The organism is Burkholderia sp. S-53, assembly GCF_025560745.1.
Lineage (GTDB): Bacteria > Pseudomonadota > Gammaproteobacteria > Burkholderiales > Burkholderiaceae > Burkholderia > Burkholderia pyrrocinia.
This window is the reverse complement of record NZ_CP090482.1, coordinates 982,653-1,003,001: the sequence shown is the minus strand read 5'-3', so window position 1 is coordinate 1,003,001 and position 20,349 is coordinate 982,653. Positions and strand designations below refer to the sequence as shown.

Sequence of the window (20,349 nt, the reverse complement as noted above, 5' to 3'; positions counted from 1 at the left end):
ATGGAATTACATCCTCTGGCCAGACAGGCCGTTGCGGCGTTGCCGTTGCCGGGGCCGTTTCGGTCGCCGTCGCCGGCGTCCATCACGCTCGATCACAATCTGACGCCGCAATCCGGACCGTGGGTCGCGTATCCCGACGTTCTGCAACGCGACCTCGTCGACGGCATCATCAGGCTCTGGATGCAGATCGAAGCGCAAAAGGGCGGTGCATTGCGAATCGTACCCGAGAACGTGCTGCTGACCCAGGGCGGTGTCGACGCGCTCGACGTCGCGCTGTCGACCTTTTGCGAACCGGGCGTGGACACGGTCGGCATCACTCCGCCTTCGTTCGAGGCATTTCCGCATTGGGCCGCTCTGCACGGGTTGCCGGTCGTGCGCCTCCCGCAGGAAGCGTGGGGTGCCGCCGCGGCGTCCGGCACGAAGGCCCTGCTGCTCTGCTCACCGAACAATCCGCTCGGAAACATGATCGGCCGGGACAGCCTTCGCACGCTGCTGAGCACGTACCCGGGCATCGTGATTCTCGACGAGGCGTACGCGGACTTTTCCGCCACACCGTCTTCCATGTCGCTCGTCGACGAATTCGACAACCTGGTGGTGTTGCGCACGCTGTCAAAGAGCTTCGGGCTCGCCGGATTGCGTGTGGGCGCGCTCGTCGGACACCCGTCGACGATCCGCGCCGCACTGCGGGTTCAGATCCCGTTCTGTGTGCCGTCTCCGGTTCGGGCCGCGCTGCTCGAAGCGTTGCAGGAGCCGGCACGCGTGCATGAGGCGATTGCGCACGTGCGTCGCGAACGGGCACGAATGACTGCCTGCCTGGGAACGAGTCCGCATGTGGCGTCGGTGAACCCGTCGGATGCGAATTTTCTCTGTGTGCACTGGAAAGACCCGGAAACGGCCCGAGGCCGGCTGGGCGAGGCCGGAATACGCGTGCGCGATTTCGGCGCATTTTCGCGAGTCACGATCGGCTCGCATGAAGACAACGATGCATTTTTGACGACCGTCGAGGCGTCGCTGAAAGGAGCTGTTTGAGATGGAAGAACTCTCGTGGGAAGAATGGCAATCGCTTTGCGAAATGATGAACGGCTACATCAAGACGCAGGTGTTGTCGACCGCATGTGATCTCGGCGTATTCGATGTGATCGAAGCCGGCGCGACCGTGGAATCGCTGCCGAAGCTGCTGGACATCGGCGAGCAAGGCTGTCGCGTACTGCTGCTCGGTCTCAGGCAGTTGAAGCTCGTGACGGTGGATGAATCGGGTTCGATCTTCAATGCGCCGCTCGCACGGCGCTGCCTGCTGCGCGAAGCACGCCAGTCGATGGTGCCGTTCGTTAACCTGAACGACAAGATCCAGCACCGCGCCTGCCTGCATTTCACGCGGGCGCTGCGCGAGCGGCGCAACGCGGGGCTCGACGAATTTCCCGGCGATGCCGCCACGCTCTATGGCCGCATGGCGATCGACCCGGCGCTGGAGACGCTCTTTCACGAGGGCATGGGCGCCTATACGAGACTCTCGCCGCGCATGATGGCGATCAAGGAGTTCGATGACGTTTCGACGCTGCTGGATCTCGGCGGCGGTGACGGCACGAATGCCGTTCGGCTGTGCGAACGCTACCCGTCGTTGAAGGTCGTGCTCGTCGACTTGCCTTCGGTTCTCGAAAAGGCGCGCGCGAATATCGAGGCCCACGGGCTCTCGCATCGCGTAAGCTGCGTCGCGGCCGACATGTTCACGGACCCCTGGCCAAACGGCTGCGACGGCGTGATCTTCTCTCATGTACTGGAGATCTTCTCGCCGCAGAAGATCCAGTTCCTGTACGCGAAGGCGCGGTCCTATCTCGACGACGGAAAGCTCTTCGTCTGGTCGCTCATGTGTGATCCTGACGAAGCGGGCGGCCTCCAGTCGGTCAAGTCGTCGCTCTACTTTCTGACGGTGGCAAGCGGTGAAGGCATGGCCTATCCCGCCCGCGACCATCGTCGCTGGCTGAGCGAGGCGGGTTTCGAGACAATTTCCGAATACGACGCGCGCACCATCGATCATTGTGCGCTGGTCGCGCGATAAGGGGAACGGACATGAACGTCATTCTGGTTGGCACACCTCGACCGATGCACGGCGCAGTCCTCGCGCTGACGAGCAAGGTGACGCTGGTCATGCGGCGCAGCGATGCGAATGCGGCGGACCTGAAGCAGCCCTTCTCGAACATTCTCTATCTTGACCCGGACAAGGAAGCGGACCTTTCTTTCCAGGGATTCTCCGATGCGGACGCGGTGCTGTGCTTCCACGACGAATACCAGCTTCTCGCGTCGCGTATTGCCCGAGAGCTTGGCCTGCCGCAAATGGACCCGGACGTCGCCGCGCGTTGCATCGACAAGTCCCGGACCCGCACCATCCTGCGCGACGCCGGCCTCGATACCACCCGGTTTCGCGTCGTTCGTTCGTCGCAGGACGTGCGCGAGTTCTCCGAGTCGGTCGGGTGCCCTTTCATCGTGAAGCCGCTCGCCGCGTCCGGCAGTCTGAATATCCGGAAGGTAAGCGACGCGCAGGCATGCACGCTTGACGATGGCGAGGTGGCGATTGCCGAGGAATTCCTGAACGGCCCGGAATTCAGCGTCGAGACGCTCAGCGAGCAAGGCGTGCATCGCGTGCTTGCGGTGACGGAGAAGTTCAAGGATTCGGAATCGTTCGTCGAGACAGGCCATTTGATCCCGGCGCGCCTGTCGAAGCACGATCGCGACGCAATCGAGACGTTTGTGCCCAAGGTTCTGGATGCGCTCGGCATTGTCTCCGGGCCGGCTCACACCGAGATTATCCTGACGAGCAGGGGCGCTGTCGTCGTCGAGGCCCATACGCGCGCGGGCGGAGACGGCATCGTCACGCTCGTCGAAATGGCGACCGGTGTACCGTATCTGGAACTCATCGTTCGCCAGCAACTGGGCGTGTCGGTGCTGGCGGAGATCCCGGATGAAGTCCCGGTCGTGAGCCACAGTTCGGTCCAGTTTCTCGCACACGGTCCGCACGGACGGGTGGTCGAGGTCCGCGGCGTCGACGAGGGGGCGGCAATCGAGCACGTCAGGGTGCTTCGGGCCGACAAGGCCGTCGGCGACGTTCTCATGCCGGTGCGGCACAGTCATCATCGCTACGCTGGCGTACTGACATCTGCGCCCGATGCAAGCGCCGCGCTGGAAGCGGGCCGGCAAGCCCTCGCGTGTCTGACATTCGTCACCGAACCGACATGAGCTCGACCACCTTTTCCTGTTTTCTCTTTGGGCGCTTTCTGTCGCAGCTCGCGACGCGGATTGGGGATTTCGTCTTTCCGCTCGCGATCTACAAGCAGTCGGGAAGCCTGTCACTATCGGGGCTCGCGCTGGCGGTGGAATGGCTTCCGCGGGTGGTCGGCCTGCCGTTGTGCGGCTCGCTCGCCGATCGCTTCCGCGGCGGTCGGCTCCTGGCGATAGCCGATGCGCTTCGCGGCGCATTGGCCGTTGTCCCGTTCCTGTACTGGGATATCGATGTCCTGCTCGCCGTGTCCGCCGTGTTCGGGTTTCTGTCCGCGCTGTCGCAGGTCACGCTCGAGCGCGTCGTTGCGGCGTCCGGCCATCCGTTGCCGCGCACACAGATGGCACTCGAAGCCATCAACAATCTCGCGTTCATCTTCGGCTCGGCTATTGCGGCCTCGCTCGTTGCCTATATGAACCTGAACATCCTGTTCATCGTGCTCGCCGGGTTGTTCGTCTTTCCGATTCCATTTGCCTGGCGCATCGGCGAACCCGGGCATGCGTCGCGCTTCTCATTGAGAAGCGACGTGGCGATTGCGTTTTCGATCCTTGCCCGCACGCCCAGGCTGCGGCGAATTGTGACATGCGGATTTCTGCTCGCCTGCGTCGCGGGAATCGTCACGTCGACGGGCCCTGCGATGGTGAGCGGTGTATTCGGATTGACGAACGCGTCGTTCGCGCATGTGCAGATGTACGCGGCCGTCGCCACCTTCATCGCGATCCTGTTGAATCGATACGTGCGCAGCGCGGCGCCGCGCGTCCACTGGTTCGGCCTTGCCGCGCTCGGCGTCGGTCTGCTGCTGCTCGTGACCGCACCGATTTACGCACTGTGGACGCTCGGTTACGGCGTCTTCTTCGCGGGGGTCGTCCTGTTCTCCATTTACCTGCGATGCGAGCGAGTCGCGTACATCCCGTCGGAGCATTATGGAAAGGCGCTCGGTGTCATCATGGTGTTGACCGCCGCCGGCTTGCCGGTGGGTGGCATTCTGGTCGGGTGCTTCGCGAACCTCCTGTCGACGCGAGGCGTGATCGCGATGGCCTGCCCCGTGTTCGCGCTGGCACTGGCCGCATCCGGATTGTTCGGTGCGCCTGAATTGAAACGCAGCCGATCCTGAACGTGTGCGATGCGCGTGCTTCGGATCGCGCAGCGCGTCGCGCGCGGCCATGGCAGCGGTTGCCTTGTCGATGCCCACACGAAAAGGATGCTTGCCCGAGACAGGCCGCAATCGCCACGCGGCCAGCGGGTCAGCAGATCCTGAATCTCCGTTTTCTGTGGCGTCATGGTGTCGTGGGTGGATGACGGGGAAACGATGGCGGGGGCGTGCGGGCGCGGCATCGGTAGAGCGGACCAAGGGCCGGCCCGCTGTCGGCGTGAACGACATGGCGCGTGACGGTGTCGGGCGTTCACGTATCGCCCACGAGCGGCAGGGTGACTTCGGCGCGAAATGCCGCGCTCATGTAGACTCGTGTGCCCTTCAACGGAGTAGATGCGATGCAACTGCTTGATCACGTGTCAATCAGCGTGCCGGATATCGAGCTGGCTCGCCCGTTCTACGATGCCATCATGGCCGCGCTGGGCGCATCCAAGGTCTATGACCGGCCGACCGCGCTCGGCTATGGCGAACGCTGCAATGCGAACGACACCGCATCGACTTTTCTGGCGGTCTATCTGGATCCCGCTGAAGTCGGTGTGAGCAAGCGGCACTGGTGCTTCAAGGCCGCGAGCCGCGAGCAGGTGGATGCGTTTTTCGAGGCCGGCCTGTCTACGGGCGGGCAGTCCGACGGTGAGCCCGGTTTGAGGCCGCATTATCACGGGGACTACTACGGGGCGTTTCTCGTCGACCCGGTCGGCAATCGTGTCGAGGCGGTGTGCCACGCGTCCGTACCGGCGCACGCATCGTGATGGGGTGCGCTTGCATCGACGCTCGCTCGCGCACGTGACGTAGTGATCGCCACGCGCCGGCCCGATACCGTCCGGCGCGCGTTCGCGCACTCGCTGCCTGCGCCGCTCAATCGAAGTAGTTCAACCCCATCGCCCCCTTCACCTCCGCGAGCGTCGCCCCCGCGACGTCCCGCGCGTGCATCGTGCCGCGCTTCAGGATCGCCATCACCTCGGCCTTGTCGGCCTCGAATTCGCGGCGGCGCGCACGGATCGGCTCGATCAGCGCCTGCAGCCGCTCGTTCAGCACGCGCTTGACGACGCTGTCGCCGAGCCCGCCGCGCCGATAGTGCGCCTTCAGTTCGTCGACCTTCTGCACGTCGGGCTCGAACGCATCGAGGAACGTGAACACGACGTTGCCCTCGACCTGGCCGGGATCGCTCACGCGCAGGTGGTTCGGGTCCGTGTACATGTCCTTCACGGCCTGCGCGATCTCGTCCGGCGTCGAGCCGAGCGTGATCGCATTGCCGAGCGACTTGCTCATCTTCGCCTTGCCGTCGATGCCCGGCAGCCGCGTGACCGACGACAGCACGGCCTCGCATTCGACCAGCACCGGCTGTTCGACGGTCGCGTTGAAGCGGCGCACGAGTTCGTTGGTCTGCTCGATCATCGGCAACTGATCGTCGCCGACGGGCACGTGCGTGGCCTTGAACGCGGTGATGTCGGCGGCCTGGCTGACCGGGTAGGTCAGGAAGCCGGCCGGGATGTCGCGCTCGAACCCGCGCAGGCGGATCTCTTCCTTGATGGTCGGATTGCGTTCGAGGCGCGCGACCGTGACGAGGTTGAGCAGGTATTGCGACAGCTCGGCCAGTTCGGGCACCTGCGATTGCACGACGATCGTCGAGATCGCCGGATCGATGCCGACGGCGAGATAGTCGAGCGCGACCTCGATCACGTTCTCGGTGACGCGCTGGCGGCGGCCCATGTTGTCGGTCAGCGCCTGCGTATCGGCGAGCAGCAGGAATTGCCGCGCGTCATGCTGCATCTGCACGCGAGCGCGCAGCGAGCCGATGTAGTGGCCGAGGTGCAGCGGGCCGGTCGTGCGGTCGCCGGTGAGGATGGTCGGGCGGTTCGGGTGGGTCATGGTGGTCGTTGTGGTTCCGGGTTGTCGAAGCCGCCAGCCATGAGGTCAGTGCAGAAACGCAAATGCCGCCATGGCTGGCGGCATCACGTTTGGGACATGCAACAGGAAACGGGCCGCCTGGGTCAGGCGCGCCACCAGCAATGCAGGTTCGGCAGGGCGGGTTTCGTTGTCATCGCGGCAGTATAGCGTATGGCGCTGCGTCGGGCCGGCCGTGCGCGTCAGCGGATCACCGACTCCATCGCGAGGTACGCGGTTTCGGCGGACGGCCACAGCAGGTACAGCAGGCTGGCCATCAACAGCAGCGCGCCTGCGCGCACCAGCGGCGTGCGGTCCTTGTCGCGTGGGGGATGGGTGGGCTGCTTCGATTTCTTCATGCTTGCAGGCGCGCGAGGCGCCACTCCAACGGTTGCTGCAACGGGTCGCGCGGGGCGACGCCGGGGTGTTGCGGGGTTCGACGAGGGCTGGGGTGCGGTTGGGGCACCGTGTCGCTCGGGCGGGACGGCGGGATTGGCCGGTTGCGGACATAAAAAGGGGACGGTTGAACGTCCTTTGGTTGCCGTCCATGCCGAGGCGACCGGCATCCTACCAGTTCCGCGGGGTGGGCACGGTCAAGAATTGTCGGGGATAGGGGCCGCAGGGGGAACGTCGAATGGCCGGGACGCTTCCGGCTTGGGATAGCGTCGTCCGAGTGTTTCCGCTGCGATCGACCCGCGCCCGGCGTACTCGCCGGTTCGCTGTCGGTGGCTCGACAACCCGCGACGCTCCCCCCGGCCGGAAACGATTACACCGGCCGAGCGACAGCCGGCGATCGTAAGGTATCCGTCGGCCGATTGCATTAATAAACGCCGTTACGCACCTGTGATTATCCGGTGCCGGGTTTTTACGATCGCGTCGCAAATGGCTGCGATTATTTCTAAAAGTTGAACGGGCCAATCGCCATTTACACCACCGGATTTTTTTATAATTCAGCCCGCCTTTTCCTTGCGAAAACAAATTCGATCTGCTTTATTTACTCATACCAAATCAGGATAAAACGCTATCGGGGTATCACGGCTACTTTGCCAGGCATTCGTGCCTGCCGAATCGGCATCGATTCACCACGGCATCCCTACGATCTGAAGGCGCAGCCCCTTTTCAGAGGGCGTGCTACGCCTGTTGCGCGTGTCCCCGCCACTCATGGAGGCGATCAGGTGACCACGCGGGCCCGCCTATGGCCCGCCGATTAATGCTTTCAAAATGCCAAACGCTATTTGAATAAAACGAATTCGATTGAACGCGAGTTTGACTGCTTTATGAATTACCTGCTTACGTTCAAAACATGGCGGCCAACCCGTAACGTAACTCACCAAGGAGACCGGAGACATCATGAATAACGCAACTGGAGTCAGAGTTCGTCCGTCGATCGAATCGTTGCAGGTCGAATACCGGAAAGGCAACAAAAAGCCGCTGGAAGACCTGATGCGCGCGTGGAAAGGCATCAAGGAATTGCCGCCCGACGATCCGAACTCGTTCTTCATGATCGGTGGTTTCCACGGCGAACCGTTCCGCGGCGCCGGCTGGGGATCGGCGTCTTACTGGGGCGGTTATTGCAACCACGGAAACGTGCTGTTCCCGACCTGGCACCGTGCTTACCTGCTGCGGCTGGAACAGGCGCTGCAGAGCATCCCCGGTTGCGAGCAGGTGATGCTGCCGTTCTGGGACGAAACCAGCCAGGAGTCGCTGACGAACGGCATTCCGTGGGCACTGACCGACCCGGATTTCGAGCTCGACGGAACAAAGATTCCGAACCCGCTGGCCTCCTTCTCGTTCAACCGCGCGATCACCGACAACATCAACGGCGACGATCCGAACTACAGCAAGCCGCTACCCTACGTCACGGTTCGCTACCCGCTGTCGGGGCTCGTGGGTACCGAAAAGGACAGGGCCGCTACCAAGAAACACAACGACAAGTTCCCCAACGCGAAGGAGAACGTCACGTTGCTGAACCGGAACGTCGTGGACTGGCTCACGTCGTACATCATCGTGAAGGGCGAGGTGGTGCCGACCAACGTGAAGAGCAAGTACGAGCAGTGCCTGGACGCGCCGAACTACACGGTGTTTTCCAACACGACGTCCGCGGCCCAGTGGAACGAAAATCTTCCGGCCGGCGCGATTCCCGTCGTCCCGCTCGAGTCGCCGCACAACAAGATTCACCTTGCGGTCGGCGGGTTCGACGTGCCGCACGGCCCGAACAAGGGCGATTTCTCGCCGATTCCGGGCGCCAACGGCGACATGGGCGAAAACGACACGGCGGGCCTCGACCCGATCTTCTATTTCCACCACTGCTTCATCGATCGCGTGTTCTGGCTGTGGCAGAAGCGGCACGGCTTCACGCAGCACCTCGACGTGATCGCCGAGTATCCGGGCACCAACTCCGTCGACTCGCAGGGGCCGACGCCGGGCACGGTGCCCAATTCGTGGCTCACGCTCCAATCGCCGCTCGATCCGTTCAAGAAGAGCGAGAACGGCAAGGAGCGCGCCTACACGTCGCTCGACTGCATCAACATCGAGGAACAGCTCGGCTACACGTACGGCCCCGGTTCGCTGGACAACCTGCCGAAGGCCTCGCTGGCGGCGGCGACCGTGCCGGCCGGCAACAGCAGCCAGGTCGTGCGCGTCTCCGGGCTGAATCGTGCGCCGATTGCCGGGTCGTTCCTCGTGTCCGCGTACGTCAACGTGGACGGCGAGCGGCACCTGCTCGGCACGGAGGCCGTGCTGAGCCGCTGGAGCGTGCAGTACTGCGCAAACTGCCAGACGCACCTCGAAGTGAAGGCGTTCTTTCCGCTGAGCCAGTTCGCGGAAAGTGCGGTGGAGGGTGCGACGTACGACGTCGAGGTCCATACGCGTGACGGCGTACGCCAGCAGACGCAACCCGCTTCGCCGCCCGCTTCGCAAGCCGTCGCCGGCGCAGTTCCGCAAGCCGCACCGAAACTGTTCCGGGTCGAAGTCCGGTAACCACGGCGCGTGACGAACCGGCGCCACCGCCTGGCGCCGGTTCGTCTCGGTACTCCGACAACGTGGGCATGAAGGGGAGACGCGGGCATGAGCTACACACCCGAAACCGGCAGTCTGGTGGGCCTGTGGACCTATCGCAGTTTCCTGAACGATCCCGACCCGGCCACGACATTCAACGACCTTGAGTTCGGCCTCGGCACGATCGAGATCGCGCCGGCACCGGCGGGCATTTTCAACGGGCGCATATTCGGCCCGGGATGGGAGTTGCAGCTCAACGGCTGGATCAGCTACGGGAATCCCGGCACCGTGCGATTCGAGGGGCGCGGCGTGGTCAGCGGCGAGGAATGGGTCTACGACTACGTCGGGTACGTGAGCGCGCCCTGGCCCAATGGCATCAATCAGCGTCCGGCGCTGACCGGTTCGATCGTCCGTACGGTTCCGCATGCGAGCGGCAACGGCGGCGTCGCGCCGGCCGGTGTGGTGTGCTCATGGTATGCGGTCATGAGAGATCCCGCCTGAACGGTCATGACTGCTCCGACTGCACCGCCGGTTGACACAGCCAGGCGTCCGGCAAGGGTGGCGGACGCGATCCGCGCATGCGCCGCGATCGGGCCTGCGCGAACGGCGATCCTTTCGATCTCCGGACGCGTGCGCGGCGGGATGGCGTTCGCGATCCTCGGTTACCTGGCCTGCGACTTGCCGACCAGGCTGCATGGTGCCCCTTCCAGCTGGATATGGAACGGCATCGGTGCGATTGCCTGCGCCATTGCCGGCTATTCGACGAGCAGCGGAGCGCCGGGCAGGTGCGCGCGTCGGTCGATGCTCTGGTGCATGGCCGCCATCTGCGCGGGATTGACGCTCGATGCGATGCGGTCCCCGCTCGATGCCATTCTCAACATCTGCGGTGGAACGCTCGATGCCGGCGCCATGTGGAATGCGATCGTGCTCCATCTCCAGTGGTTTCCGATGTCGATGCTGGCCATGCTGGCGCTGTTGATTCTGCGCGAGGCCGACCGCACGGACAGGCATCGACGCAGCTCGGTACGCGTGCTGGTTCGGGCGCCGGTCCGGGTCGCGCTTGGATTTGCGGGGATGTTGCTCGTCATGGCGTTCGGCATGACCGCGATCAAGGCATTGGCGCTCAGTCTGGGGCTGCGTTGGGATACGAGCGGCGTGGCTGTTTCGATGCTCGTCAGCATGCTGGCGTTCTACGCACTGAGCGATCGGGCTGCGCTCGGAGCGGGTTCGTTGAAAGACCGTTTACGGAATAAAAACGGCCAGATTACTTAGGATGACAAAAAATAAACTGGAGAGCTTATCCGGCGAAACACGATCGTGACGTAGGTCGATTGCAACAAGAAAGACCGCGCATTCGGCGGCGAGCGAATGGAGCGCAACGGCATCGGCCGGCATGCGCGGGGCAACTGCGTGCCCGCGCATTGCCGCATCGGATGTTGCGTCGCGCGCGGAGTGGCGTTCGCGCCGGCTCCGGGCAACGAGCGTGGACACGAGAGGAACGGCGCGCCGTCGTACCGGCCGCCGATTGCCGCACCCGCGGCGTCAGGATGCAACGGGGAACATCATGAGCATTTCAGCGCGCGACGAACAGAATCAACCGGTCGATTCGTGGTTTGCCTACAAGGTGCCGAAACTCGTCGGCAGCCAGAACAGCGCGGGCGCCACCGGCTACGAATACGCGTATTACGACCGCAAGGTGGGCACGTTCACCAAATCGCCGAACCTGATGAACGACAAGCAGGGCGCACTGTTCTACACGCTCGATGCGGTGTTCGGCAACCCGGCCGGGACATTCGGCTGGGTTCTCTACAACGACGAGATGCCGGCCGACGCCGACCGCAGCAACAACGATACGCTCGGCCACACGAAGGGCATCATCGCGTTCGACACGGCAACGGACTCCGCGTTCTGGCTGCTTCATTCGTGGCCGAAGTATGCGAGCCCGGCCGCACCTGGCGTGCCGACGCCGCTGTACGGACAGACGTTCATGTGCCTGAGCATCGATCTCGACACGGCCGGCAAGCTGGCCGCCCAGATGGCGCTGAACCAGCAGCCGCAGGTTTACCTGCCGCGCACCGCGAACCTGCCGGCCGACCATCCGCTGGTCGTGCTGACCAAGCCGCTCAGCGTGTCGACGCCCGGCGATTCGAGCGTGGTGCCGCTGAGCACGCGCGGCGGGGCGCCGTTCAAGGTGATCGCGAAGAACCGCACGTGGGGCAAGGATTTCTGGAACGATCTCGTCGGCCCCACGCTCGGCGCCGACATGGACGTCGAGACCTGGATCCGCGGCAAGATCCCGCCGGTCCTCGACAGCGACGGCGTGCACAAGACCTTCGACATCAAGTACATCGATCTGCGCAAGCTCGGCGCGCCATGGGCCTGGCCGGAAACCCAGGACCACGCGAAGTGGGGCATCACCACGACCGACGACTGGGTGTGCGTCGGCGACATCAACCGGATGGTGTCGCAGGAGAAGCGCGGCGGCGGCACGATCGCGCTCCAGGATCCGGTGCTGTGGAAAGCGCTGTCGCAGACGGACCTGATCATTCCGCCGCCCGGCAAAACCAGCGCACAGGCGCGCGCGATGATCCAGGCGACGCATGCCGCGCCGGTGTCGTGACGCGCGTGCGCGTCATCGGCCTTGATCGTCCCGTTCGGATCGACCCGCTTTCCCCTTCTTCCCGGAGTGTCGCCATGAATGCGAATGTTTTGCCGGATACGCTCGCTTCGACCCTGACCCGCCACACCGACATCGCGCCGGAAGTCGTGCCGCGCACGAGTCCGAGCCTGCCGCCCGTCGACTGGCAGAAGATCGGCCAGTCGGCGCCGGTGCGCATCGCATCGGGCGCACGCACGCCGTACGATCCGCTGCCGCGCGCGGACATCGTGATCCTGACGTGGACGAGCGCCGAATGGTTCGCGCTCGATCACGTGTTCGTGAACAGCGACACCGTCGGCGATCCGTCGCAATACGGCTGGCGCGACGGCTGGCTGCCGTACTGCCGCGGGGCGTCCGGCTATTCCGCCGACACGAAGTCGGGCACGCTGTGGGGGCTGTTCCAGATGGTGCGGATCGTCGACCGGTCGGGGCGGCCCTGGAACGTGCTGCTGTTCAAGTCGAATGCGCATCTGGCGCATTCGCCATGGCTGGACGGTCTCGCGGCGATGGTCCGCTGCATCGTCGAGGATGCGCGGCCGGATCGCCTCTACACGATCGGCACGGCCGGCGGCGCGCGCACCGATCAGCGGCTCGGCGATACGGTCGTCGCCAACGCGACGTTGCTCGAGTTGCAACGGCCGCAGAACACGGCGAGCCCCGACGACGGCAACATGGCGCGCTGCCCGACCTGGTACCCGTCGACGGCGCTGCTGGGCGACGTGGAACGCGAACTGCTGTTCCGGATGGATCAGGTCGTGACGGAGCAGTCGCTGCAAAGCCTGTTCGACCAGTTGAAGGCACAGCATCCGAACGATCCGGGCCTGAGCGAACTGACGCTCGACGATCTGCTCAACGACGCGTTGCGGCCGGCGTGCCTGAACAAGCCGGCGGTCCTGCCGCTCAAGGACACGCCGCTGCTCACGACGGACTTCTATTACATCGCGGAGGGCCGGCGCGCGGACGCGTACTCGTGCCTGGAAATGGACGACGCCATCATCGCGCAGGAAGCGAACCGGCTCGGCGTGCGCTTTGCGTGCGTACGCAACATCTCGGACCCGGTCGTGCCGAAACACACGCGGCACGGCAAGACGATCGCCGATGCCACCCGCGCCGACTGGTCGGGGCTGATCTACAGCACGTTCGGGATGCTGACCAGTTACAACGGCGCGCTGGCCACGTGGGCGACGATCGCGGGCGAAGGATCGGCGGTCTACAACCCGAGCCGCGGCCAGGTGCCGCACGACGCGCAGGATCCGCTCGAAGTCCAGCTGGCATTCCAGGTGCGCTCGTGCGGGACCTGCTCGTTCTTCTGGCCCGAGGATCTGAAGCAGCGCACCTACGGCCCGTATACGGCCTTCGATTTCGACGTCAATGTGCCGTACGCGGCGAGCGCCGGCTACAACGGTGCGTCGCCCTGGGTGCTGGGGCGCACGCGGCCGCCCGCGTTTCCGAACGGCGAGGTGATCGACGGCTGCCGCAAGGCGCCGATCATGACGATCGGCATCAATCCGAACCTGACCGCGTTCCTGCCGGGCCAGACGGGGGCGGCATGGTGCTATCCGGATTTCTCGTCCGACGACGACACCAACGCGTGGGCGAAGTATGCGTGGTACTACCGCTACCGCAGCGTCTACCAGGAAAAGCTGGATCTCGATTTCGTGCGGCGCTTCATGCTGCCGGACGGGCAGGTCGTCGCGCCGCGCGGCGGGGTGGTGACGGCGGCGACCCGCGTCGACGCGAGCGCGGCCTGGACCATCACGGTGCGCTACGACGGCGATGCGGCCGATACGGTGGTCGCCGTGCCCGGCAAGCGCGGCGAGTTTCCGTACGTGCTGCTGTTCGATCCGTATCCGCCGCGCAACCGCTTCGAAAAAGGCGACGTGCTCGTCGCGCAGGTGTCGGTGCCCGAAGGCATCCAGGTCGAAGTGCTGCAGCAGCCCCAGGGCTACTACATGCAGTTCGTCCCGGTGCTCGACCAGTTCGAGGGCGTGCTGCGGCAGGCGGGGCATCCGACGGCGGCGCTGCGCGTCGGCGAGGATGTCTGCCAGCTGGACATGGTCGCGTGCGCGTCGCCGCACTGGAACGCCGGGTTTCTCGGCGGCAGCGCCGCGAGCATCGCGACCATCGTCGACAACTGCGTGAGCCGCAACGCGTGGGCGATCAAGCAGATGGTGCAGACGCGGCCGGCGGTGCTCTACGTGGTCAGCCAGTCGAGCTGGAACATGTTCTACTCGGCGTTCGGCGCGCATGTGAAGCGCGACCCGCCGATCTCGACGCATCCGGTCGACAAGGATTTCACGCTGCTGCGCGAAACGACCGATCCCGAGCATCCGGCCTATATCGACTTCGACGTGACGATCGACGGCCAGCGTTACCAGAGCCGCACGCGGCTCGTCATCACGCCGCACTTCTCGTACAACAGCAATTTCCTCGCGCAGTACCGGCTGAGCCAGGATGACTGGGCAGCGTTCGCGCAGGCGCAGCCGGCTTGCGTCGCCGCGCTGGTGCCGGCCAACGGCTTCACGGTCACGCCGCCCGATCCGCGCTACCCGGGCGACTACGTCGCGATCCAGCTGCCGGCCAACGCCGATGCGGCGGCGGCGGCGCGGGTCTGGCTCGCGCACCAGTATCCGGACGCCTATCGTACGCTCGCGCCGTACTACGTCGAACCGCATGCGCTGATGGCCTCGGTGCTGGCGGATCTGTATGCGCACGGCCAGCTCGCGTGGCAGGACACCGCGACCGGCGGTTACCTGGGCCGCACGCAAGGATCGTGTCAGTTCTGCGTCAACCGGCACTGGCAGTTCCCGAACGAATGCCGCTACGGCAAGAACCGCGAGACGCCGCCGCCGGCCGGCTGGCTCGCGAAGGTCGCCGACTCGATCGTCAGGACCGGCAAGCCGGAGGTGCCCTTCGCCGCCGCCGCGCTGCGCCCTGACGGGCCCGCCGCCGTATCCGGATCGGGAGAACGGCAATGAGCGAACAGGATCTTGCCGCCCCCCGGGTGGTCGCGCCCGACGCGGTGCGGGTATGGCGCGGCTTCCGGCTGCCGTCGCTGGCACTCGGCCAGTTCATGAACAAGCTCGGCACGGTGTTCGTGCCGGCCACCGTGAAGATGCAGATCGACGCGGGCCTGTGTTCGTACACGCCGACCGTGCCGGCCGGGCTGCCGGGCAAGCCCGATGCGGTGCCCGACGAGACTGCGATCCTGTTCTGGGAATCGCAGTCGACGTACTGGAACGGCTTCACCCGGCTCGCGGTGCGGACCTACACGCTCACGCACGGCGGGGTGTACCTGACGCAGGACAACCAGAGCCGTGCCGATTTCCCGGTCCGGTTCGCCGGTGCGCTCACCGTCGACCAGCCGGTCTATCTGTTCGACCAGCCGGCCGACTGGATGCACGGCGCGGTCCGGCACGTGGTGGCGGCGCGCCCGGCCGCGGTCGATCCCGCAGCGTTCCGCGCGTCGGTCGCGAAGGCGCTGGCCGAGATCTGCAAGAGCGTGCAGCTCGACGGGGCGATCGCGTGCGTCGGCACCGACTATCTCGTGTACTGGGAGCTGGGGCCGGTGGCGGTGGGCGCCGCGCAGGGCGCCACCGGCATACCGCTGCTGCAGCCGTTGCTGACCGGCTGGAGCGAGACGTTTGCACCGGCGCCGACTTTTTTGCCGATCGGCTTGTGGGATGAATGGGCGGGCATGGACGTGCGCGCCGGCAGCAGTTTCAACCTTCAGTTCGAGCGGGAGGCGCGCAAATGAACACGCCCGACGAAACCTTTCCGGTCGCACCGGACGCAGTCTACGTGTGGCGCGGGTTCCGGTCTCCCGCGCTCGGCTACGCGCAGTTCGCGCAATTTCTCGGCAGCGTGTTCGTGCCCGCCTGCGCGCTGCTGCAACCGCCGGTCGGCCTGCGCGCGTACCTGCCGACGATGGTGCCGCAAGACGGCAAGCCGCCCGCCGTGCCCGACCAGACCGCGCTGATGTTCTGGGCCACCCCGCAATCGCACGATCGCGCGACGAAGGCGATCGCGGTGCGGATCTACCAGAACCTGCACGGCGACGTGTACGACATGGCGCGCAGCAAGCTGCCCGAGGTGCCGGTCGCGTTGAGCGCCGCGAGCGGTGCATTGCAGGCCGAGCAGCCGTACTTCCTGCTCGATCGGCCGGCAGACTGGATGTTCGGGAGCGTCCGGCACCTGGTGGGCGCGCGCCGCGCGGATCTGAGCCCCGCGGACTTCCTCGCGGCGGCGTATGCGTGGGCGGCGGCGCTGCATGCGCATCCGCCCGAAGGCATCGACGGCGCGCTGGTGTGTTGCGGCAACGATTACGCGGTTGCGTGGGTGCATGGCCCCGGTGCGCACGTGGAGCCCGGTGCGGCACTCGACGGGCTTGCCGCGCTGACGACACCGGTGCTGCAGGCAGCCGCACGGCCGCTCGCGCTGCCGGCGGGGCTGTGGGACGACTGGCCGGGCCTGGATCTGACGCAGGACAGCAGCCTCAACCTGCAGTTTGCGCGGCCACGCGCATCGCGCGCCGCGCCGCGCGAACCGGAGGCGTGATGAAGCCGATCGAGCATTTCGAGGCGCCGCATCTCGCGCTGTGGAAGTCGTGCGTGGCGGAGGTGCTCGCGTGCGCGCCCGGCGCGGAGAATACCCCGGCCGCCGCGATCGATGGCGGGCATCCGCTCGTCGACGCCACCGACCGCTATTGCCGCGCGATGCACGACAACCTGCCGCTCGACCCGCCGGCGGCGGACAGCGACGACGAAGCGGCGGTGCAAACCTATCTGTCGTACCTGCATCACCGGCGCGCGCATGCGCGCATCGCCGGTGCGGCCGACATCGAGCGCGACCTGGAACGGCAGACGCAGCAGTACAAGTTCGGCAATCCGCTGTGGCAGCAGATGTATGTGCAGTACTACAAGTACTACTGGCAGTACCCGTTTCATAAGGGGGGAGAGCCGCAGTACCGATCATGGCAGGCGCCCGGCCCCGGCAACGGCGATCTGGGCTACGGCGTGATCGAGTGGCGGCTGCCGCCGCGCGCGCGGATCGCGATCGTCGGCGACATCGGCACCGGTACGGATGTGGCCGCCGCGGTGCTGGTCGCCGCGCTGAAGTTCGAGCCCGACGCGATCCTGCATCTCGGCGACGTCTATTTTTCCGGCACGCACTTCGAGACCGAGCACCGGCTGGTCGGCCTGGTGCGCGCGGTGCTGCGCAGCGAAAAGCAACGCGTGCCGTTCTTTACGGTGCCGGGCAACCACGAGTACTTCACCGGCGCGGTCGCATACCTGAAGGCGCTCGATTCCGGCGCGCTGATCGACCAGCCGTCGCAGCGGCAAGCCGCCAGCTATTTCTGTCTGCGCAGTGCCGACGACGGCTGGCAGTTTCTCGGGCTCGACACCGGCTATCACGGGCACTACATGAACGTCGCGGGCTCGGCGCAGCAGGCGACGCTCGCGCGGCTGCACATCGGCCCGGTCGAGACCGCGGGCGCGGCGGCGAGCCCGCACTGGCCCACCGACGTCAACCCGTATTTCCGTCACGCGTCGCTCGCCGACCTGCCGCGCCGGGACCCCACCGCGCCGGACGATCAGGTGTTCGTGCGCCCCGACGAGCTCGCGTGGCATCTCGACAAGCTTGCGCATTTTCCCGGCCGCTCGATCCTGCTGTCGCATCACCAGCTGTATTCGGCGCTCGACGTATGCGGGATCGCGCAGCGGCCGCTTGCAGGATCGAATGCGCCGGATCCGGCCGACTTCAACCGCGCGTGGGTGGACACCGCGCTCTGGCGGCAGTTCGGCGCGACGTTCGGCGAACGGGTGGCCGCGTGGATCTGGGGCCACGAGCACAATCTCGGCATTTTCGCGGACGGTTATCGGCCGGCCGACTGGCCGACGGGCGACGGCGATGCCACGCGGATCTTCAAGCCGCTGCCCAAAGGGCGCTGCGCGGGACACAGCGCGATCCCCGTTCAGGAGAGCGAAGCGCCGTACGCGCAGAAATTCCCGGTGCCGCTGCAGCGGCCGGACCTGACGCTCGGCCTGACGGACGGCTGGTACAACCGCGGCTTCCAGCTGCTCGAACTGATGGGAGCCGGACAGCCGGCCCGGCTCAGCTATTTCCAGATCGAAGGCGCGGATCCCGCGCCGCTGCCGATTTACGTCGAATCGATTGCCTGAGCCGGCGCGGCGCCGCTCGTCCGATCGTTCATTGCCAGAGGAGCGCATGCATATGAGCAGCATCTATTCGATCGGTCCGGTCAAGGGATCGGACCAGGTGGCGCTGGAACAGGTGTGGAGCGGTGCGCAGCTGCCTGCCGGCTACAGCAGCTTCACGGTGCTGCGGAGCGGCGAGCGGACGCAACTGATCGCGTACGACAAGGCCACGCAGAGGACGGACGCCTACGCGTTGACCGGGCAGGCGCCGTGGGTGAGCGCCGTCGACGCGAAGCTCGATCTGTCGGGCGGGCCGTGGGACAACCTCGACACCTTCGTGCTCGGCAACGTTCACTACCTGCTCACGTACCGCGCGGACAACGGCACGTTCGGCTTCTTCACGGTCAAGGAGGGGCTCGCGACCTCGCCGCCGTATACGTTCGCACTGCCGCGCAACACGCCCACGCACAACTTCACCGACATCGCGGCGTATACGTCGCTCGGCCAGCAATACCTGCTCGGCTATGACGTGAACACCGGGCAGGTCGCCAACTTCAGCGTCGCGGTGACGCCGGCGTCGAAGGGCGGCGTGCCGCCGCTGCTCGCGCTCAACGTCTGGTATCACCAATGGGCGAAAGGCTGGACGCAGTTCTCGTTCTTCCAGCTCGGCGGCGCCAACTTCTTCTTCAAGATCAACACGGCGAAGCTCAACGTCAACATCGATCACATCCAGGACAATCCCGCACTCGGCACCGTCGAGGTCGGCAGCTATTTGCAGGGGCAACTGCCCGACGCGCTGCGTATCAGCAGCGCGGCCTGCGTGCCGTGGGCGCATGGCGAGCCGTACCTGATCACGTACATCGCGCAGGACGGCACGACGGCCGTCTACCGGATCCACGCCGACTGCCTCGGCTGGACGCCGGTGGGCTCGACCGCGACACCGTCGGGCGCGGCCCGGGTCGTGCCGTACCGGCTCGGCGACACCTCGTACGCGCTGTTCTATTGACGCCGACCGACAGGAGAAACGCCATGAACCCGAGCACCGTATTGCCGGCGGATCGTGATCTGGCCTGGATCAAGACCGCGCTACAGAGCGCCATCGAACTCGAATACTCGACCTTGCCGCTCTATCTGTCCGCGATGTTCTCGCTCGAAGTGCAGAACTATTCGGCGTACAACGCGATCCGCAGCGTCGTGATGGAAGAGATGGTGCACATGGCCATCGTGTCCAACCTGCTCGCCGCGCTGGGCGGCACGCCGCAATTTCGCGGCATCCGCATCGACTATCCGGTGCATGGCCTGCCGGGCGGCGCGGAGCCCGACCTGAAGGTCGGGCTCGCGCAGTACTCGAAGCCGCAGCTGAAGAATTTCATGCGGATCGAGATGCCGGCGTTCCTGCTGAAGCAGCTCGGGCGGGGCGAGACCTATCCGACGATCGCGGCGTTCTACGCGGGCATCCGCAATGCGATCGACCGCAACGCCGACGCGGTGCGGGCCGCCGTGAAGGCGGGCGGCACGTCGAATCAGGTCGGCGACGATATCGGCTTCACGACGGTGACGTACTCGCCCGATGCCGATCCCGTCGACGCGTTCCATGCGGGCATCGACGAAATCCTCCAGCAGGGCGAAGGGGCCGGCAAGGGCGACGTGCTGACGCCCGGCGCGTTCGAAGGGGAAGAGTCGCACTACGCCCGCTTCGCCGAGCTGTACTACGGCGCGTGTTATCAGGTGCCGGTGCCGCCGGTGCCGTTCGACCGGCAGACCGAGCCGCGATTCTTTGCGGGCACCGCGCTCGACGCGCCGGTGGTCGTCAACACGCTCGCGGTACCGCGCGACGGCTACGCGGCACTGCTCGCGCTCGATCCGAACCAGGCTGCGGTGAGCGCCGACCTCGCTGCATTCGATACCGGGTTCTCGACGATACTCGCGACGCTCGACGTCGTGTGGAACGGCCCCGCGGGCGGCTCGTGGAAGTCGCTCGGCGCGGCGGTGCACGGGATGGTGGATCTGCGCGTGCTGTCGTGCTTCAACATCCTGCGCCACCCGGTGCCGCCGGCCGCGCTCGCGCGGCTGGACACGCTGTATCCGGACGAGTTCGCCTTCTTGCGAAGCTACTCCGATCTGTCGAAGCCGGTGTTTTACGGCCCGCGTTTCCGTAACGTGAACCAGCCGACGTAGGCCGTGACGCGCGGCGCGGATCATGCGTGCCGTGCCGGCGGGCATGGCT

General features: G+C 65.7%; 18 protein-coding genes. 15 read left to right on the top strand and 3 right to left on the bottom strand.

The genetic code is table 11. From position 1 onward, the window contains the following. Positions 1 to 39: 39 nt before the first annotated feature. The 5 genes from LXM88_RS04165 to LXM88_RS04145 all read left to right on the top strand — a co-directional run bounded on the left by LXM88_RS04165 (position 40) and on the right by LXM88_RS04145 (position 5,173). Entirely contained in the window at positions 40 to 1,029 is a 990-nt protein-coding gene (locus LXM88_RS04165) for a pyridoxal phosphate-dependent aminotransferase (RefSeq protein WP_262530713.1), read from the top strand. 1 nt (position 1,030) lies between these two features. Further along, entirely contained in the window at positions 1,031 to 2,056 is a 1,026-nt protein-coding gene (locus LXM88_RS04160; RefSeq protein WP_262530710.1) for a methyltransferase, read from the top strand. 11 nt (positions 2,057 to 2,067) lie between these two features. Beyond that, on the top strand, positions 2,068 to 3,231 hold the full coding sequence (locus LXM88_RS04155; RefSeq protein ID WP_262530708.1) for an ATP-grasp domain-containing protein: 1,164 nt from the start codon (positions 2,068 to 2,070) through the stop codon (positions 3,229 to 3,231). Beyond that, a complete protein-coding gene (locus LXM88_RS04150; RefSeq protein WP_262530707.1) occupies positions 3,228 to 4,385 on the top strand; it encodes an MFS transporter in 1,158 nt (385 codons plus the stop codon). The genes LXM88_RS04155 and LXM88_RS04150 overlap by 4 nt, the downstream gene beginning before the upstream one ends. Positions 4,386 to 4,762: 377 nt before the next feature. Next, positions 4,763 to 5,173: a VOC family protein gene (locus tag LXM88_RS04145; RefSeq protein ID WP_262530705.1), complete on the top strand. Its 411-nt coding sequence runs from the start codon at positions 4,763 to 4,765 to the stop codon at positions 5,171 to 5,173. A gap of 106 nt (positions 5,174 to 5,279) precedes the next feature. Here the strand turns inward: LXM88_RS04145 and trpS are convergent, their stop codons facing one another. Together trpS and LXM88_RS04135 are read right to left on the bottom strand one after the other, a co-directional pair. Beyond that, the gene (gene trpS / locus LXM88_RS04140; RefSeq protein WP_262530703.1) at positions 5,280 to 6,293 is read right to left on the bottom strand and encodes a tryptophan--tRNA ligase; all 1,014 of its coding nucleotides are present in this window, start codon (positions 6,291 to 6,293) and stop codon (positions 5,280 to 5,282) included. Between the two features lie 218 nt (positions 6,294 to 6,511). Next, complete coding sequence (locus tag LXM88_RS04135) at positions 6,512 to 6,667, bottom strand: hypothetical protein (RefSeq protein WP_262530701.1); 156 nt, start codon at positions 6,665 to 6,667, stop codon at positions 6,512 to 6,514. A 991-nt stretch (positions 6,668 to 7,658) separates the two neighbouring features. Between LXM88_RS04135 and LXM88_RS04130 the strand changes: the two genes are divergently transcribed. The 3 genes from LXM88_RS04130 to LXM88_RS04120 all read left to right on the top strand — a co-directional run bounded on the left by LXM88_RS04130 (position 7,659) and on the right by LXM88_RS04120 (position 10,577). After that, on the top strand, positions 7,659 to 9,287 hold the full coding sequence (locus tag LXM88_RS04130) for a tyrosinase family protein (protein ID WP_262530698.1): 1,629 nt from the start codon (positions 7,659 to 7,661) through the stop codon (positions 9,285 to 9,287). Between the two features lie 87 nt (positions 9,288 to 9,374). Further along, a complete protein-coding gene (locus LXM88_RS04125; RefSeq protein ID WP_262530696.1) occupies positions 9,375 to 9,806 on the top strand; it encodes a hypothetical protein in 432 nt (143 codons plus the stop codon). A 6-nt stretch (positions 9,807 to 9,812) separates the two neighbouring features. After that, the gene (locus tag LXM88_RS04120) at positions 9,813 to 10,577 is read left to right on the top strand and encodes a hypothetical protein (RefSeq protein WP_262530695.1); all 765 of its coding nucleotides are present in this window, start codon (positions 9,813 to 9,815) and stop codon (positions 10,575 to 10,577) included. Here the strand turns inward: LXM88_RS04120 and LXM88_RS04115 are convergent. Further along, complete coding sequence (locus LXM88_RS04115; RefSeq protein WP_262530694.1) at positions 10,548 to 10,796, bottom strand: hypothetical protein; 249 nt, start codon at positions 10,794 to 10,796, stop codon at positions 10,548 to 10,550. The genes LXM88_RS04120 and LXM88_RS04115 overlap by 30 nt on opposite strands. A gap of 73 nt (positions 10,797 to 10,869) precedes the next feature. On the opposite strand from LXM88_RS04115, the gene LXM88_RS04110 reads away from it, so the two are divergent. The 7 genes from LXM88_RS04110 to LXM88_RS04080 all read left to right on the top strand — a co-directional run bounded on the left by LXM88_RS04110 (position 10,870) and on the right by LXM88_RS04080 (position 20,300). After that, entirely contained in the window at positions 10,870 to 11,925 is a 1,056-nt protein-coding gene (locus LXM88_RS04110; protein WP_262530693.1) for a deoxyribonuclease II family protein, read from the top strand. A 74-nt stretch (positions 11,926 to 11,999) separates the two neighbouring features. After that, a complete protein-coding gene (locus tag LXM88_RS04105; RefSeq protein ID WP_262530691.1) occupies positions 12,000 to 14,942 on the top strand; it encodes a phosphorylase family protein in 2,943 nt (980 codons plus the stop codon). Then, on the top strand, positions 14,939 to 15,721 hold the full coding sequence (locus tag LXM88_RS04100; protein WP_262530689.1) for a hypothetical protein: 783 nt from the start codon (positions 14,939 to 14,941) through the stop codon (positions 15,719 to 15,721). The genes LXM88_RS04105 and LXM88_RS04100 overlap by 4 nt, the downstream gene beginning before the upstream one ends. Then, positions 15,718 to 16,521 (top strand): hypothetical protein, encoded by an 804-nt coding sequence (locus tag LXM88_RS04095; RefSeq protein WP_262530687.1) that lies wholly within the window; start codon positions 15,718 to 15,720, stop codon positions 16,519 to 16,521. The genes LXM88_RS04100 and LXM88_RS04095 overlap by 4 nt, the downstream gene beginning before the upstream one ends. Continuing rightward, on the top strand, positions 16,521 to 18,146 hold the full coding sequence (locus LXM88_RS04090; protein ID WP_262530685.1) for a metallophosphoesterase family protein: 1,626 nt from the start codon (positions 16,521 to 16,523) through the stop codon (positions 18,144 to 18,146). The genes LXM88_RS04095 and LXM88_RS04090 overlap by 1 nt, the downstream gene beginning before the upstream one ends. Positions 18,147 to 18,198: 52 nt before the next feature. Continuing rightward, positions 18,199 to 19,128 (top strand): hypothetical protein, encoded by a 930-nt coding sequence (locus tag LXM88_RS04085; protein ID WP_262530683.1) that lies wholly within the window; start codon positions 18,199 to 18,201, stop codon positions 19,126 to 19,128. Between the two features lie 23 nt (positions 19,129 to 19,151). Further along, on the top strand, positions 19,152 to 20,300 hold the full coding sequence (locus LXM88_RS04080) for a ferritin-like domain-containing protein (protein ID WP_262530682.1): 1,149 nt from the start codon (positions 19,152 to 19,154) through the stop codon (positions 20,298 to 20,300). The last annotated feature ends 49 nt before the right edge of the window (positions 20,301 to 20,349 follow it).